Genomic DNA, 16,664 nt, shown 5'->3' with positions numbered 1-16,664 from the left:
ATATTAAGATTGCGAACCCGGAATGAAGGCGCTGCTATTTGGTTTTGACCACCAGCGCATTGCTGATCAGCCGTCCTGGGGTAGTCAAATATTTGCCGCCATAATATAGACCGCTGGAGGCTCCGCCATCCAGATTCATCGCCTGATATGCCCCGGCCTGCTTCATGATATGGGCCAGCTGGGGCATGGTTGCCCCGCTGGAGGTCAGTAGAATCAGCTTATGGTCTTTGGTCAGTCCCAGGGCGCTGCGGGAGCCACCGCCCGTTAATATTTTAGGGTCTCGGAAGCCTTCCCCGGCCACATTCAGGGCCACTTTGCCATCTACAAGCAACCGTGGACCGGCCTGGATCGCACCTGTAACAGCTCCGGAATTAAAGTGGTCCATGAATTTGCTGCCCGGGATCAGCTCTGCCAGCAGGTTGTTGTCATAAGCGAATACGGTCCGCTTGTCTGCCGGGCTGTTCTTGAGCATTTTCCCGCCACTGATAATATATCCATAAGGAACTTTGTAGGCCCCGTCTGTATAGGCATCAAAATATGTGCCGTTAATGGCGGCAACTGCTCCGCTGCGCTTGGCAATGCTGCCCAGCGCTTCTGTTCTGCCTATGGTGTTGCCCGCAAGGACAACATCCAGTTTGAGAGCAGGATGCAGCAGGGACACGGTTACCATCTGTACAGCAAAGGATCTGCCGCCCACCTTGTAGGTACGCTTGGAATTTACGACTGCCGGAGAGCTTGCTGAAATCAACGAACCGGATAATACAGGCAGCGTGGCGGTAGCTTCGCCTGAAGCTAATGTAAGGGAAGCGGCAGTTTTGCTCCACGCAAGCTGAATGCCCAGGGTTTGGCTGATGAGGGACAAGGGAACATAGGTTGTCCCATTGCTGCTGAAAGGCCGCTCACTCAGCGTAACGGACTTGCCGTTAACAGAGGCTGCCGTTTGACCGGGTGCCAGAACTACGGAGTTCCCGTCTCTAGAAACGGTAATTTCCTTCCCGGTTTGGCCGCCGACTCCTGCCTGAATACCGGCGAAGCCGTTCAGGAATCGCAGCGGGATGAAGGAGTGGTTGGCCTTATCGACATAGACGGTGGTTTTGGGCGCTGCAGCAGCGGCAGCGCTGACGGGTACATAGGTTAGTGCAGAGAGCATGAAGATGAGAGCGAGCGATAGAACGGACAACTTTTTCATTGTAAACAGTAATCTCCTTTTGAATTATAGGGTACGGATGCTGGAATGTGGCAAACGAACCCATAATATCATAAATACGGTCAGCGGTGCAGTCAATTATTTCCACTTGGTATAATCATGTTTCATACGAGATCCTGGGAGTGCCAATATGCATCTGCCGGAGCGATGGTTTATAATCTACAGATGGCATTCGAACATTCATATTGAATAAAGGCGGTAAGCATAATGACAACCATAGGCTTGATTCGGCATGGCAGCACACTGTGGAATAAAGAAGGCCGGATTCAGGGGCATACCGATAATCCGCTCGATGAGGAAGGGCTGCGCCAGGCAGCGGCCATAGCCGAGCGGCTTCGCGGAGAAGAGTGGGATTACCTCTATTCAAGTGACCTGCTCAGAGCGGTGCAGACAGCAGAGGTGATTTCGGAGCGGCTCGGTATTCCGGTAACAGGGCTGGTCCCGGGGATTCGGGAGATGAACGGCGGTCTGATTGAGGGCACCACAGAGGACGAACGATTGGAGCGCTGGGGCAGCGGATGGAAGAGTATTGATATGGAGCTGGAGAGCGACGAATCCGGCCAGGAGAGAGGCAGCAGGGCTATCGAAGAAATTGCGGCACGGCATCCCGGCAAAAAAATCCTCGTAGTCAGCCACGGTGCCATTTTGCGCAGCACGCTGAGAAGCCTGGTCCCCGAACTTGATGTAACCATCCTGCTGAAAAATACCTCGATCACTCATATCGTCAAGGACGATAACGGATGGACTTGTGCGTTGTACAACTGTGTTTCGCATATAGAGGCTGAACGGTCATCATAGGGGGTTCCGCGGGTTCACCCATCCTGAATATCCGTCCTGTCGGGGACGGATATTTTTAATGCGCCGGTATGCAGCATCGTCTTCCAAATGATCCCATGCAGGAAGAGGTTCTTCCTGCCGATAATAAGCATATCTTGCAAACCGCCTGCTTTATTTCAGAATGATTCATGGTGGTGTTCAGTTTATGTTCAGTGTATTATTGTACAGTAAAGCTTCAAAGTGCGAAACAATTCACATGCAAAAGGGAGTGCAATTGAATCATGGAAGCCCAAAATTATATGCTGGCCGTATCTTCGGTGCTCGTAGCAGCATTAACCGTCTATAGCATGTTCTATCTGTCCCGCAAATTCAGCGGCCGAAATCAAAAAAACCGCGCGGTTCGCGCGGTCTCCATAATCTTTATTGGTAGTGCCGGAATGAGCGTCATGCACCTGCTGGGCTTGAAGTCCCTCCCGGGTACTGGATTTGCTGCCGGTAAAGACGGATTCATCCTTCCGCTTACACTATATGTTCTGACACTGGCGGGAATGTTCTACCTGTTCTCCCGGCTGCGCATGTTGCTTGCTGAGCGGGAACAACTGAAGGAACTGGCATACCGGGATTCATTGACCAGTCTCCTGAACAAGAACGGCATGGATCACTTCTGGGATCATTGCAAGCCCAATGAACAGCTTGCGGTACTGTTTCTGGATCTCAACCGTTTCAAATCCATCAACGATACGCTGGGACATCATGTGGGCGATTTACTGCTTCAGGCGGTCGGTACCACGCTGAGCCAATTCTCGAGCAAAGGCAAACGGCATATTTTCCGCATCGGCGGGGATGAATTTGTGATTATCGCCAAGCGCTGCGGCCGCAAAGAAGCGGAGCAGCTGGCCCTGCGGATTCTGGAGAAGACGACCCGGAATTATAGACTGGAGAAGCATGAGCTGTTTGTTTCAGCCAGCATTGGCATCACCATGAGCCATGGGAAGATTGACCGCCAGAAGCTGCTTAAAGAAGCCGATTCGGCCATGTATAACGCCAAGCAGCTGGGGAGTGGCCGCTACTCCGTGTATAAGGAGGAGAATGCCACCCCTGCCAAGGCTGGCAATTCGGTGAGCCTGCTCCACAGCGGTGTAACCAGTTCCAATGTACTCGATCATAAGCGAAGCTCCATGCGGGCGTAAGCTGGTGTTACTGCCGATTTTTTTTCGGATCATGCTTTCTTGGAGTAAACGGCGTTCACTGCTTTTACACGCCCCTTCATCATCAGCAGGCACACCAGGGCGAATGCCATACTAACGGTGGCAGCATAGAACAGGATGGAGTAATCCGTAAGATCAATCAGCAGCCCCAGCAGGGGCGGAGATGTAATGGCTGCGAGTGATGAGACCAAATAGTAGATTCCCGTCCGCGTGCCGATACTCTCTTCGTCTCCTGTAGCAACCACATAGGGATAGGAATTGATATTGATACAAGCCCAGAACATCCCGCCCAGCAGAAGCAGACCGCGCAGCAGGAGCACATTTTCCGCAAACCCCACGAGAGCAAATACCACCATCAGTCCGCATACACCCAGAATAATGATGTTTTTCTTCCCGAACCGTCCGCCCAGCCAGCCGCTGGGAATCGCAAAGATCACAAAAGCAAGCGAAAAGAACGTGAGCGAGAACGAAGCTGCTTGCTCACTAAGCCCCAGATGATGTTTACCATACAAGGTAAACAGCGTCTCTACCCCTTGATAAGCCACGAACCAGAAAAAAATCGCTGCCAGCAGCCAAACCGTTGTCCGGTCCAGCTGTTTGGTGAGGGAGATGCGTGCTGGCCTGCCCTTAGGGCCGCTCCCGCTTTTCAACTGGAGATTACGCTCAGCTCCTGGAATGGCCGCGGCATTCACTGCGGGTCCATTCACCCCATCCCGATCCTCCTTAATGAACCGCGACACGATGAACAGACACAACAGTGTGATCAGACCGGCCACCATAAATGGCAGCACAGGGCTTACATCATAGAGATAGGACCCTGCGCCAAAAGCCAAAATAGATCCTACTCCGCCCATGAAGTTAATCAGTCCGTTAGCCTTGGTACGATGAGGCTCCGGCGTAATATCCGGCATCAGCGCGACGGTCGGCGAACGATACAGGCTCATGGCCAGATTCATCATCATCATGAATAGCAGGAGAGTGAACAGTCCGGTGTGGAACGGAATCAACATAGTCAGTACGGCAGCCAGCGGCATGCCAATCATCAGATAGGGTATTCTCCGCCCGAAACGGGACGCCGTCCGGTCACTGCGGTTGCCGATCCACGGCTGCAGAAACAGCGCGAAATAGTTATCAATTGTCATCATGAAGCTGATCAGGGCGACGCTATGCACATATTTCTCCAGGAAAAAAGGGACAAATGCGTTGTATAAGCTCCATGTGATGCTGATGCTGAAGAAACCAAAGCCAAGCAGCCAGACTTTTTTCACGATCACACTCCCTTGGACGCCATCAGTCCTGCGAGTACATCGGGAACATCGGTAATAATCCCCGCTACACCGGCATCGATCAGGTATTTCATCCGCTCGGGATCATTTACAGTCCATGGATGATAGACAATTCCATGCTCCGACGCCTCGGCAACAAACTCAGGTAATACAGCAAAATGATAGGCATGCAGCGCATCCGCCTGCAGGGTAGCCGCATAATCCCAAGGCCGGTATAAGCCTTCTCCATACAAAATGCCCGTGCGGATCTCTGGTGCCAGCGACTTGCAGTACGCAAGTGAATAGTGGTTGAAGCTGGACAGCACCACACGCTCACTCATGCCGTACTCCCGCACGGCGGCAATGACCTTTTCCTCCATGCCGGGGTAGAGGTACATGCCGTTTTTTAGCTCAATATTGAGGATTGTGTCACGTCCGTGCACCAAATCCAGCAGCTCTTCAAGGGCAGGAATGCGTTCCCCCGCGAATTCAGCTCCAAACCATGAACCAGCGTCTGCCTCCAGTACTTCACTCAAAGTTTTATCCTTCACCAATCCGCTGCGATTCGTAGTACGGCTTAGATCCTCGTCATGAATGAGGACCAGCCCTCCGTCCAAGGTCATCTGTACATCGGTTTCGATGCCGGTTGCACCCAGCTCCAGTCCCTTACGGAAAGCCGCCATCGTATTCTCCGGGCAGACTGCGGATGCGCCGCGGTGTGCAAAATTAATCGTCTTGTTCATGTCGTTCAGTTCCTCCGTCTCATTAGTGTTAGTGTACTTTTGCCGCAGCAGGTGCGGGCTTCCTTATTTCATATTCCACACTACAGCATGAAACCCTGTCCCCGGGTAGCGAAAGGGCGCTGATTTGGAAATTTTAACATTGGGATGACGTTAATGGAACAAAAACAAGCAGTAAGGCTGATTTTTTGAAGCTGATATTTTGGAAAATTTCATGATAATGGAGTGCTTGAATTATACCCGAGTATCATCAGCATGCCATGCGTTGTTACGGGTCATCGGGCATTTTTGCATGGTGTGTTCTATTGGAATGGCTTAAAATAAACTTTATGTTCTATAAGCGGGATTGGAAAGGTCGATCTCAGGATGGCAGAGAGAGATTCCACAATGAGCAGTCTGACGCGTTGTCCCGAAACTGAAGTGGAAAAAGGTACACTAATTCAGCAATTCAGGCGTGAAAATCAGAAATAGGTGGAAAAAGGGAACCTAAATCAAGAAAAAATGGTGAATTTGGGAAGTATTCATCAATGTAAGTGGATACATTCCACTTGGAGTTTCTGGATAGTGGTGGCTGCCAAGGGTTGAAGTGGAGAATTTCCACCTGGTGCGCCTGTAACCTTTATTCTGTATGACAAATCTTAAGTTCGATTATGTGATCATAACAATCATAGAAAGAAGAGATGGCTGTGAAATATTGTGTGGAATGCGGAACAGAGCTGGTGATGAAGGAATGCAACGGGGAGGGGGAGGTTCCTTTTTGCGAGGCTTGCGGGGTATTTCGGTTCCCTGTCTTTAGTACAGCAATGAGTACGGCAGTTCTAAACCGGGGGCTGGACAAAATTCTGCTGATTCAGCAGTATAACCGTCCCGTCTTCATCCTGCTGGCAGGTTATGTGAATAAGGGCGAGAACGCGGAAGAAACGCTGATCCGTGAGGTGAAAGAGGAGGCAGGGCTGGACATCATCGCTTATGAATATATGCGCAGCGAATATTTTGCTCCTTCCAATACATTGATGCTCAATTTCATTAGCATTGCGGATACGGAGGATTTGAGCGGAATGAGCGCGGAGCTGGACCACGCCCAGTGGTTCCTGCTGGAGGAGGCCGCCGATGCTATATTGAAGGGCAGTCTCGCGGAGCGTTTTTTGCTGAATATCTTGGATAAGCTGACCAAGGGCCGGACCCTGGAGAGCTTCACACCGGCAGCCCGGTAGTCACGCCGACACAATGCCGCGGAGCATTTCATGAACCTGTTGAGCCTCAGAAAAGGCTTGGGAGTATGCGGAATCGGATTTTTTGGCCGGGGACGGTCCCGGAAGGAACGGAATGGAAAGCACCGGAGTATCCGCGCTGTCGAGATAGATTTTTAGAGTGAGTTCATTGATTTCTTCGGTTGTTTCAGCACTAGGGTTGGTTTCGATTATGCTTGAATGGGCGACTATGCCCGGAGTCCGTCTGACCGCGCTGGTGGTAATACGGCTGGTTTTGCTGACTTTGGTGAGCGTTAGCGCATTTTCTACAATTTCCGATCCCAGAATATTCTCATAAGGGAACATCGTTGGTGTTGTACCTTCCGGGCTGAGGGGATCATAGATGCCGACCGCCATGTGTTTACCTTCTTCATTCAAAGCGATGATATGGGATTTATCCGGGGTGATATACCGCTCGGGAAATTTGGAGTTGAAGGATAGTAGGCCATGGGCCGGTTTGTTCCGGGTGGACGACGGGTGAGATTGTTTGATTTGCAGCACTGCTGCTGCGAGCAACAATGAAATACCCAGTAGGGCGAACATGTACATCAGGAAATGGAGCATTAGGCCGCCTCCTAAAAGTTTTGTGAGCGATACTCCTGTGAAACCTCTTCGTGCAAAACTTACTTCGGAAGCGTATGCCAAGTTTTGTGAGCGATACTCCTGTGAAACCTCTTCGTGCAAAACTTACTTCGGAAGCGTATGCCTCCAATAGTAATAGATATGCTCAAGGGACGTGAACAAATACATAGACTGCACTTCTGCGGATACTATATTATTTTTCTATTCCGCAAGGTGGAACAAACTAGAGATTACAGGGGGATATCGGCGATGATTGTGGATACATTGGGACATTTGCTGGAGAATGAGGCGGCTTACGGAGAGAAGATTCAGAGAGGGCTGCAGTTCCTGCGCGATACCAACTTTGCCGGACAGGCGGCTGGACGCCATGATGTGGACGATGAAATGTTTTATTTCATTAATGAATATGAAACCAAGGATGCCGGGGAGTGCTTCTGGGAAGCGCACAGAGTGAACCTGGATCTGCATTATATTCTGGAAGGCACGGAGCGGATCGGCTACGCCGCTATCGAACACCTTGAGGTGCGGGATGATTACAGCGCTGAAAAGGATGCGATTTTCTTCACAGGTGCAGTGAAATCCACAGTAACCGCAGGACCGGGAGCGCTAGTGGTCTGCTATCCGCAGGACGGGCATATGACGGGGATTGAGGCGGGGAAACGTGAAGCGGTGCGGAAAGTGGTTTTGAAGATTAAGCTGTGATTGCTGGTACTGCACATATACTTCTTATTAATAACACAATCTGAGGAGCCGTTAGGGCAATGTCATTAAGATAGGCTCAAAGATAAGGCTCGCAATAAAATGGAATCCAAAACGGCATTGTAGACGAAGCTAACGACTGATTTCCAGCGGATTTTGCGCGTATTCTGCTGTCCTGGGCGAAGGGAAGCGCATTCGCGTACTCATTCATTGGCGTACCTCCTCGTTGTTTCAAGGGGCTTCGCCACACATTTTTATTTGCTTGTCGTTATTCTTCTTTTTTATGCAAAAAAAAGAGCGGGCTATCTTTTCGATAACCTGCTCTTTTTCATGATTTTTGGCTCTACGCTTTAACTTCATAACATTGAGCAGGAGGCCCCTTCTTTTTTGAACGGAATTAGAACAATACGTGCAAAAGCACTATCTCAGCCTATACACCCTGGCCTCGTAAGGGCGCAGCGATAGAGAACGGATATCCTCCTCCGGCTGTACTCCGTAATTGGCGATAACCAGTGTTTTCTCCTCAAAGATCACACATGCAGGAAGCTCGAAAGCGGCAGGCTGGCCGAAGAAGTTCAACATGACGAGCAGCCGCTCTTCTCCAAGTGTCCGGAGATAGGCATATATCTGCTCATGCTCCTCGGCCAGGATCGCATAATCCCCGTACACAAATATGTCATGGCTTTTCCGCAGCTTAATCAGCTTTTTATAGTAGTAGAAAATCGAATCGGGGTCAGCCAGAGCCTGCTCGGCGTTAATTTCCGTATAGTTTGGATTCACGGCCAGCCAAGGTGTGCCGGTAGTGAAGCCGGCCTGAGGTTCCGCGCTCCACTGCATCGGGGTACGCCCATTGTCGCGGCCTTTGACATAAATGGAGTTCATAATGTCTTCTTCCGCATGCCCCGCGGCCCGGTATTCCTTATACATATTCAGGATTTCAATATCCTTATAGTCGCTTATAGAGTCGAATTTGACATTGGTCATGCCGATTTCTTCGCCCTGGTAGATGTAAGGCGTGCCTTGGAGTGTGTGCAGCAGCGTAGCCAGCATTTTGGCCGACTCCTTCGGATAGTGCTTATCATCTCCGAAGCGGGACAGCATGCGCGGCTGGTCATGATTGTTCAGGTAAAGGCTGTTCCAGCCCTTGCCATGCAGCTCGGTTTGCCATTTGGAGAAGATAGACTTGATGTCCGCCAGCTTCCATGGCTGCACATCCCATTTGCCACCCGGCCCGGAATCAACCTCCATCAGTTCGAAGTGGAACAGCATATGAAGCTCATTCCGGTCTTCGCCGACATACAGCGCCGCTTCCTCGGGGGTGACGCCGATGGCTTCACCGACAGTCATGATGTCGTATTTGGATAGGACCTCCCGGTTCATTTCCTGGAGGTATTCATGCACGCTCGGACCGTTTACGAAATATTCACCGCCAAAATGATAGGTCCGTTCGCCGTCCTCCTGCTCTTTCACCACATTGGGAAGCTCTGGAACCTTGGAGATCAGGTTGATGACGTCCATACGGAACCCGTCGATGCCTTTATCGAGCCACCAGGTCATCATATCGTAGATTTCCTGCCGCAGCTTCGGATTGTCCCAATTCAGGTCTGGCTGCTTCCGGGAGAACAGGTGCAGGAAATATTCGCCGGTCTGCGCATCATATTCCCAGGCCGGGCCGCTGAAGAAGGAGCCCCAATTGTTAGGCTCATGCCCGTCCTTACCCGCCCGCCAGATGTAATAGTCCCGGTAAGGGCTGTCCGGGGATTTGCGTGATTCAGCGAACCAGGCATGCTCATCCGAGGAATGGTTGACCACCAGATCCATAATCAGCTTCATACCGCGGGCATGAAGCCCGGCAAGCAGCTCCTCCCAGTCAGCGAGTGTGCCGAATTCATTCATAATACTCTGATAATTGCTGATATCATAGCCGTTATCGTCATTGGGTGACTGGTATACCGGACACAGCCAGACCACGTTGATGCCTAGTAGCTCCAAATAATCAAGCCGGGATATTATCCCTTGAAGATCACCGATGCCGTCTCCATTGCTGTCTTGAAAACTGCGGGGGTAGATTTGGTAGACTACACTTTCTTTCCACCATTGCTTGTTCATGGTTCTGCACTCCTGTCTCTATATGAACTGCGGTACGTAAATTTACTTAATGGAGCCTTGGGTAAGGCCGCCGATAATCCATTTCTGTGCGAACAGATAAATAACTATCATAGGGGATAAAGCCAGCAGATACGAGGCGAAAGCCAGGTTGAAATCGGTGCTGAATTGGCCCTGGAAGACATACTGCACAAGCGGCAGCGTATAGGAATCCTGGTTGCCCAACAGAATCAGCGGCAGCATGAAGTCATTCCAGGTGGATAGGCAGGACAAGATGCCGATGGTCGCATTGACAGGAGCCAGCAGCGGGAAAATAATCCGCCAGAAGGTTCCCCAGGTCGAGGCCCCGTCCACTGTAGCCGCTTCCTCCAGCTCATACGGAATGGAGCGGATATAACCGACATACACAAAGACATTAAAAGCAAGGCCATAGACGATGTACAAAATAATCAGCCCGGGAATATTGTTCATATGCAGGTCGGTAGTGACTTTGACCACCGGCAGCATAATGATCTGAAACGGAATGAACATAGCGCTGATGAAATAGAAATAGAGCGTTTTGAAGAAGCGCTTATTCATATTTCGGGCAATGGCGTAGGCGACCATAGAATTCGTGAGCAGAATAAATACAACCGCTGTCACAGTAATTTTGGCACTGTTGCCCAGGGCGTTGAAAAAATTCGTCGCCTTGATGGCGTTCGCGAAATTCTCGAAATGCAGCCCGGTTGGCAGGGAAAAAATGGAGCGGGCCATTTCCTCGGGATTTTTGAGTGCGATGGCGACCGTCATGTACAGCGGAAAGAGGATCAGCAGGGAACACAGCGCGATAATTACCGTAACCGGCCAATTCGTCGATTTTTTGATCATAGGTCCATCTCCCGTTTCTGCAGGAATTTAAGCTGAAGGGCGGAGATGACGACGATGACGATAAAATAAATCACGGCGTTCGCCGACTGGTATGCGAATTCTCCGCCCTGGAAGCCGCCGGTGTAGATCAGTAGGGCGATGGATTGCGTAGAACGGCCGGGACCCCCGCCTGTCAGGGCGATGATCTGGTCGAAAACCATCAGTCCGCCTTTCATCGCCAGCACCATATTGATCGTGAAAAAGGAAGCAAGCAGCGGAAAGGTAATGCTCCAGAATTCCCGCCAGCGGCTGGCGCCGTCCAGATTGGAAGCTTCATAAAGATCGTGGGGAATCGTCTGCAATCCGGCCAGATACAGAATGGTGTTATAAGCGATGCCCTGCCAGACCGCAACAATGACGATTCCAATCCAGGCCCAATCGGAGTTGCCGAGGATGTTCTGCGAGAGAAAATCACTTCCCAGCTTCTGGCCCCACACCGGAAACACATTGGAGAACAGGTAGTTGAAGATAAAGCCGACAATCAGCACGCTGAGGATATTGGGAAGGAAATATACGCCGCGGAAAAAGTTTTTGGCCTTTATCTTGGCATTCAGTCCCAGTGCGATCAGCAGGCTGATAATATTGATGAGAATAGTTGTAGCGATGGCGTATTTGAAGGTGAAAAGATAAGAGTTCAGTACATTCTCGTCTTTGAAAATATTAATGAAATTCTTGAACCCCACATAATCAAAGCTGTTGCTGAAACCATCCCAGTTCGTGAACGCATAATAAATGCCCTGCAGCGCCGGAAACGTATGAAAGGCGAAGAACAGCAGCAGTGCTGGTATAGTCATCAGGTAAAAAGCGGCTTGCCGTTTGGCCATCAGTTAATCCTCCTTAGAAAAAAGCGCAGAAGCAGGGGCTTGCCGCCCCTGTTCTCCTGATGCTTGTATTTCATGCTATTGATTGGCAATCTTATTTCCGGTTAGCTACCTTATCCCATTCTGTATCGAGCTGCTTCAGGTATGCGTCGATGTCTTTTTTGTTAAGGAAGCTTTGAATAATCGTATCGACCTTCATCGCCCCAGGGATGTAATGATCGGCAAAATCGGCCAGCTTGCCGGAGGTGAATGCTTCCTTGAAGCCGTCCATGGCAGGGTCATCCTGAGTCACGCCCTTCACCGCCGGGAACGCTTTTTGCTCGGTGATGTATGCCGTTACGTTCTGCGGCTGAAGGAGGAATTCGACGAATTTTTTCGCTTCCTCCTTATGCTTGCTGTCCTTGGAGATCGTCAGTAGGGTATCCACACCGGAAATGACCTTGTTTTTTGCGGGATCATTGGTGGCCGGGAATGGGAATACGCCCATCTCAAGAGATGGATTAGCTTTCATGATTTCAGGAATTGCCCATACCCCTTGCAGATACATCGCAGATTCACCCTTGGCGAACGCCGTATTGCCGTCATTGTAGCCCTTGCCGAAAATGTCCTTCTGGGCAAATTCTGTCAGCTTCAGCTGCTTCTCGGCGATTTCCCGGAAGCTGTCCGCGAAGGTCACGCTGCCTTCGGCGCGCTTCTTGAAGTAATCAGTGCCGAGAATGCTTGGCTCCAGGGAGTTGAAGGGGGTAAGTGAGGTCCAGGAATCCTTCAGCGTCAGGTAGAAGGCATACTTGCCGCTGTCTTTGAACTTCTGGGCTGCAGCGATGAATTCATCCCAAGTCGTTGGCACGGCAACGCCAGCTTCCTTGAACATCGCTTTGTTATAGATGACACCGCTGGCATTGGCAGAGAACGGAATACCGTTCAGTTCGCTTGACCCCGTAAGGTCATTGAGCATTTTGACATAAGCGGGCTGGATAGAGGAGACCAGCGGATCACCGGTAAAGTCCTCGAACAGTCCGCTGGCGGAGAGGGTCTTGTAAGTGTCGGTGGCGCCAAGGCCGATGACATCGGGAAGATCCTGTTTAGCGGCGCGGGTCTTCAGCACCGTTTCGGCATCCGGTGGGTTGATCTGCGAGACAACGATGTTAGGGTTCGCGGCGTTGAATTGGGCGACCAGCTTGTCGAAGGTGGCTTTGGCTTCCGTCTTGTTCTGGAAGAACTCAATCTTGACCTTCTCACCGGAAGTGGCGTTCCCTCCATCAGCGGAAGCAGCGTTGCTTCCGCTATTATTGCCGCAGGCGCTGAGCAGTGACATAGCCAGCAGGCTTACTGTTACGGGTTTCATTGTTTTTTTCATAGATGGAATCCCCCTGAGTACTAAATTTAGCAGTTTACTGCCATTTGAGTAAACGTTTACTCTACGTCCCAAGCAAACTATCCCTAGATTAAATGCCTGTGATTACTGGATTTTCCAGTTGTGAATACGGGTGCTTCCGGCAAAATAGTCAACAATCGGGATCATTAGAGTAAACGTTTACGTTATATTGATAAAAGACTTAGGTAAGTGTTCTTACCGTTTGTCTTTCCACAATCGAATGAGCAATGATCTTGTTTGCGGCAATGTCCCCGGTTTCGATCATCCGGATCAGCTTCTCGGAGGCGATCTTTCCCATTTCGTACAGCGGCTGCCGGACTGTCGTTAGCGGAGGTGTAACCATCTGTGCCAGTTTGAGATCATCATATCCCATGATCGAGATATCCTCGGGAACGTTCAGACCGTGTTTCAGGGCTGCGGAGAGGGCGCCAATGGCCATCTCATCACTGGCTGCAAAGACTGCGGTAGCCTCTCCCGCTTTGCGTAATATGGCTTCCATTGCCCTGCCGCCGCTCTCGAATGAAAAGTCTCCATACACAAGACGGCTGCTGTCAAAAGCAATTCCGCTCGCTTCCAGCGCTTTGCGGTAGCCCTGCACTCTGGGAGTCCCGGCGATGGGATCGCTTTTGGTTCCGCTGATCATGGCGATTTTACGGTGGCCTTTGGTGATCAGATATTGAATCGCGTCATAGACCGCCTGGTAATCATCAACCTTCACATAGGGCACCTTGGCAAAATCCGTCTTCGAGGAGACAAGAACAACCGGTATCTTCATGCTCTCCAGCACCTCATAGTACTCTTTATTCAGCACCTCACTGGAAAAAATAATGCCATCTACCTGTTTTTCGCGCAGCAGCTGCAAATACTTCATTGTCCGCTTACCATCATTATCTGTGTTGCAGACGACTACACTGTAATTGCTGTCATGGGCGAATTCGTCAATCCCGTGGAGCAGATCTGAAGAGAAGGCGCTGGAAACATTGGGAAACATCACACCGATAGTCTGTGTCCGCTTGTTGATGAGACCGCGGGCGATAGCATTGGGCTGGTACCCAAGCTCTTTGATCGCCTGATTCACCTTCTGTTTTGTTTTGTCCGAGTAGCCGGTCAGGTTATTCAGCACACGGGACACTGTGGCAATGGATACATTTGCTTTCTGGGCGACATCTTTGATCGTAGGATTCATAAGGCAGTTCCTCAGTTTTCTGTTTCATTCGGATTTAAGGTATAACGTAAACGCTTACGATTACCTGAAATATAAGGGCAAGATATATTTTTGTCAACGGGAAGATTCTACAAAAAATTTAAAGCAGTCTGGCAGACCCCGGAATCTTTATACAGAATAGAACAGCGATTGACAAAGAAATAAGAGGAGTCTACGATAAAGTAAACGTTTACTCTAATGTCTGTGAATCATGGATTTTCTTTGGAGGACGATATAAATAATGAACCCTATCCAACTATATAACTATAGATGTTATAAGTATAGATATCATATGTTACCTTCAGTGGATCATACGGACAAGGAGCCGCACTCATGAGTATATATCTGGAGCTTCCGGATGTGGATAAGCATTTTCCCTTTCGCAGTCTGATTTGTGGAGGGGATGAACTCTGTTATCCGCATTGGCATAAGGAAATCGAAATCATCTATGTTACAAAAGGAAGACTAAATCTGGGAATTAATGATACCCCAATCCGTATGGAACAGGGCGAAATTCAGTTCATTAACGGCGGGGATGTACATTATTTTCTCGCTTCGCCCGAAAGTGAGCGGGTGGTGATCCAGTTCGATCTAAATTTGTTTCAGGAAGTTGCTGCCCTGGGAGGCAGCGGCTATTCCCTGCGGGATTTGTTCACGGAGATGGAGCACTCAAGCCAGTCATGGCCGGAGGGGGCGTCTGCCCGGATCATTCCCCTGATTGAGAGCATCTACGAGGAAGATACCCAGCGGCGGGAAGGCTATGCCTATATGATCAAAGCGAGGATGTTCGAGCTGTTAACCGTTATTTTGCGGGAGATTCCAAAAAGCAGAGTCAAGCGGGAGCCTAAGTTCTCCGAGGATACGCTAACACAGTCCCGGGAAACGATGGAGCGCCTGGAGCGGATTTTTGCCTATGTGGAGCAGCATTATCAAAAGGCGATTTCCCTGAACGAGGTGGCCCGTTACATGGGCTTCAGCCCGTATTATTTCACCAAACTCTTCAAGCGTAATACGGGGATGACCTTTGTTGCTTTCCTGAATGAATACCGGCTGAACAAAGCGAAGTGGATTCTGTTAAATGAGGACTTGCCCATGTCTGCTGTGGCCGAAGCTGCGGGGTTTGGGAGCGTGAAGACCTTTCATCATTTTTTCAAGGATGCAACCGGAATATCTCCGCTGAAATACCATAAGACAATATTCAGGAATAATTCAGCAAGAATGCAGGAAGAAAGCGCCGGGACGGATTTGTATGATAGAGATATCAAAACCAGTGGAGGTTAGGCCTGAATGACATTGAGAATAGGAATTATCGGCTGCGGCGGAATCGCGAACGGCAAACATATGCCCGCATTGCAAAAAGTGGAGGGAGCCGTGATGGTAGCCTTCTGCGATATCGTGCCTGAACGTGCCGAGAAGGCAAAAGCGGAGTTCGGAAATGAAAGCGCTGTGGTCTACACCGATTACAAAGAGCTGCTTAGGGATGCAAGCATAGATGTGATTCATGTGTGCACACCGAACATTTCCCATGCGGAAATTTCCATCGCTGCCATGGAAGCCGGCAAGCATGTGATGTGTGAGAAGCCGATGGCCAAGACAACTGCGGAAGCGCAGGCAATGATTGATGCTTCTAAGCGGACTGGTCAAAAGCTGACCATTGGGTACCAGAACCGCTTCAGACCGGATTCGGCTTACCTGCATACTGTATGTGAGAATAACGGACTTGGAGAAATCTATTATGCCAGAGCCAAGGCGATCCGCCGCCGCGCGGTGCCAACTTGGGGAGTATTTCTGGATGAGGAGGCGCAAGGCGGCGGACCGCTGATCGACATCGGGACTCATGCCCTCGACCTTACCCTGTGGATGATGGACAATTACAAGCCTAAATATGCCGTGGGCAATGCTTATCACAAGCTGTCCGGCCGTAAGAACGCCGCGAATGCCTGGGGGCCATGGGACCCGGAGAAATTCACTGTTGAAGACTCTGCTATCGGGTTCATTACCATGGAGAACGGAGCGACTATTGTCCTTGAAGCCAGTTGGGCGCTGAATACCCTGGATGTGGGAGAAGCCAAAACCGTGCTCTGCGGCACAGAAGGCGGAGCGGATATGGAGAAGGGTCTGCGCATCAACGGAGAAGAATACGGCAAAACATATGAGAAGCATATTGGCCTGGATGCAGCTGGTGTGGATTTCTACGACGGCGCTGGGGATGATCCTGCGGTGGCTGAAGCCAAGCAGTGGATCGACAGCATTGTGAATGACACGGAGCCGGTGGTGAAGCCGGAACAGGCGCTGGTGGTCACCCGTATTTTGGAGGCCATTTACAAATCGTCGGAGACGGGAATGCCCGTATTTTTTGACTAGATAGATTGAACCTGAAACATAATGAGGGAAAAAGTCTCCTAATGCAAACATAACGGGAAAATCACCCTATAATCGAGAAAAGGGTGGACAGTTTAGGCAAATAACGGGATATTCTCCCTCTATATTTGGCTTATCCCTCCCCACCGTATCGTTTGAGGGA

The 16,664-nt window shown here is 50.3% G+C and carries 16 protein-coding genes; 6 read left to right on the top strand and 10 right to left on the bottom strand.

The window, feature by feature from the left end; all coding sequences use genetic code 11:
• Positions 1–34: 34 nt before the first annotated feature.
• A complete protein-coding gene (locus tag ACTJKB_RS15805) occupies positions 35–1,189 on the bottom strand; it encodes a phosphodiester glycosidase family protein (protein ID WP_440835199.1) in 1,155 nt (384 codons plus the stop codon).
• Between the two features lie 225 nt (positions 1,190–1,414).
• Here ACTJKB_RS15805 and ACTJKB_RS15800 point away from each other — a divergent pair, with 225 nt between their 5' ends.
• On the top strand, positions 1,415–2,005 hold the full coding sequence (locus ACTJKB_RS15800) for a histidine phosphatase family protein (RefSeq protein ID WP_440835197.1): 591 nt from the start codon (positions 1,415–1,417) through the stop codon (positions 2,003–2,005).
• A 260-nt stretch (positions 2,006–2,265) separates the two neighbouring features.
• Entirely contained in the window at positions 2,266–3,174 is a 909-nt protein-coding gene (locus ACTJKB_RS15795; protein ID WP_440835195.1) for a diguanylate cyclase domain-containing protein, read from the top strand.
• A 29-nt stretch (positions 3,175–3,203) separates the two neighbouring features.
• On the opposite strand, the gene ACTJKB_RS15790 is transcribed toward ACTJKB_RS15795, so the two are convergent.
• Together ACTJKB_RS15790 and ACTJKB_RS15785 are read right to left on the bottom strand one after the other, a co-directional pair.
• A complete protein-coding gene (locus ACTJKB_RS15790; protein ID WP_440835193.1) occupies positions 3,204–4,460 on the bottom strand; it encodes an SLC45 family MFS transporter in 1,257 nt (418 codons plus the stop codon).
• A 2-nt stretch (positions 4,461–4,462) separates the two neighbouring features.
• Positions 4,463–5,200, bottom strand: a complete 738-nt coding sequence (locus ACTJKB_RS15785) for a glycerophosphodiester phosphodiesterase (protein WP_440835191.1) — start codon at positions 5,198–5,200, stop codon at positions 4,463–4,465.
• 695 nt (positions 5,201–5,895) lie between these two features.
• Between ACTJKB_RS15785 and ACTJKB_RS15780 the strand changes: the two genes are divergently transcribed.
• Positions 5,896–6,411 carry an NAD(+) diphosphatase gene (locus tag ACTJKB_RS15780; RefSeq protein ID WP_440835190.1) on the top strand — a complete coding sequence of 172 codons (516 nt, stop codon included), beginning with the start codon at positions 5,896–5,898 and terminating at the stop codon, positions 6,409–6,411.
• Here the strand turns inward: ACTJKB_RS15780 and ACTJKB_RS15775 are convergent, their stop codons facing one another.
• On the bottom strand, positions 6,412–7,011 hold the full coding sequence (locus tag ACTJKB_RS15775; RefSeq protein ID WP_440835188.1) for a hypothetical protein: 600 nt from the start codon (positions 7,009–7,011) through the stop codon (positions 6,412–6,414).
• Between the two features lie 159 nt (positions 7,012–7,170).
• Here ACTJKB_RS15775 and ACTJKB_RS15770 point away from each other — a divergent pair, with 159 nt between their 5' ends.
• On the top strand, positions 7,171–7,731 hold the full coding sequence (locus ACTJKB_RS15770) for a YhcH/YjgK/YiaL family protein (protein ID WP_440835186.1): 561 nt from the start codon (positions 7,171–7,173) through the stop codon (positions 7,729–7,731).
• Positions 7,732–7,959: 228 nt separating this feature from the next.
• Here the strand turns inward: ACTJKB_RS15770 and ACTJKB_RS15765 are convergent, their stop codons facing one another.
• From ACTJKB_RS15765 to ACTJKB_RS15740, 6 genes are all read right to left on the bottom strand, one after another.
• Positions 7,960–8,088, bottom strand: a complete 129-nt coding sequence (locus tag ACTJKB_RS15765) for a hypothetical protein (RefSeq protein WP_440835184.1) — start codon at positions 8,086–8,088, stop codon at positions 7,960–7,962.
• A gap of 60 nt (positions 8,089–8,148) precedes the next feature.
• On the bottom strand, positions 8,149–9,837 hold the full coding sequence (locus ACTJKB_RS15760; protein ID WP_440835182.1) for a glycoside hydrolase family 13 protein: 1,689 nt from the start codon (positions 9,835–9,837) through the stop codon (positions 8,149–8,151).
• A 42-nt stretch (positions 9,838–9,879) separates the two neighbouring features.
• Positions 9,880–10,701 carry a carbohydrate ABC transporter permease gene (locus ACTJKB_RS15755; RefSeq protein ID WP_440835180.1) on the bottom strand — a complete coding sequence of 274 codons (822 nt, stop codon included), beginning with the start codon at positions 10,699–10,701 and terminating at the stop codon, positions 9,880–9,882.
• On the bottom strand, positions 10,698–11,564 hold the full coding sequence (locus ACTJKB_RS15750; RefSeq protein WP_440835178.1) for a carbohydrate ABC transporter permease: 867 nt from the start codon (positions 11,562–11,564) through the stop codon (positions 10,698–10,700). Before ACTJKB_RS15750 ends, ACTJKB_RS15755 begins: the two co-directional genes overlap by 4 nt.
• 91 nt (positions 11,565–11,655) lie before the next feature.
• Entirely contained in the window at positions 11,656–12,918 is a 1,263-nt protein-coding gene (locus ACTJKB_RS15745; RefSeq protein WP_440835177.1) for an ABC transporter substrate-binding protein, read from the bottom strand.
• Positions 12,919–13,117: 199 nt separating this feature from the next.
• Positions 13,118–14,122: a LacI family DNA-binding transcriptional regulator gene (locus tag ACTJKB_RS15740; RefSeq protein WP_440835175.1), complete on the bottom strand. Its 1,005-nt coding sequence runs from the start codon at positions 14,120–14,122 to the stop codon at positions 13,118–13,120.
• A 351-nt stretch (positions 14,123–14,473) separates the two neighbouring features.
• Here ACTJKB_RS15740 and ACTJKB_RS15735 point away from each other — a divergent pair, with 351 nt between their 5' ends.
• A complete protein-coding gene (locus ACTJKB_RS15735; protein ID WP_440835174.1) occupies positions 14,474–15,421 on the top strand; it encodes an AraC family transcriptional regulator in 948 nt (315 codons plus the stop codon).
• Positions 15,422–15,427: 6 nt separating this feature from the next.
• Positions 15,428–16,504 (top strand): Gfo/Idh/MocA family protein, encoded by a 1,077-nt coding sequence (locus tag ACTJKB_RS15730; protein ID WP_440835173.1) that lies wholly within the window; start codon positions 15,428–15,430, stop codon positions 16,502–16,504.
• The last annotated feature ends 160 nt before the right edge of the window (positions 16,505–16,664 follow it).

It is taken from the genome of Paenibacillus sp. 22594, assembly GCF_052044425.1.
Lineage (GTDB): Bacteria > Bacillota > Bacilli > Paenibacillales > Paenibacillaceae > Paenibacillus_AQ.
This window is presented reverse-complemented; position numbering and strand designations above follow the sequence as displayed.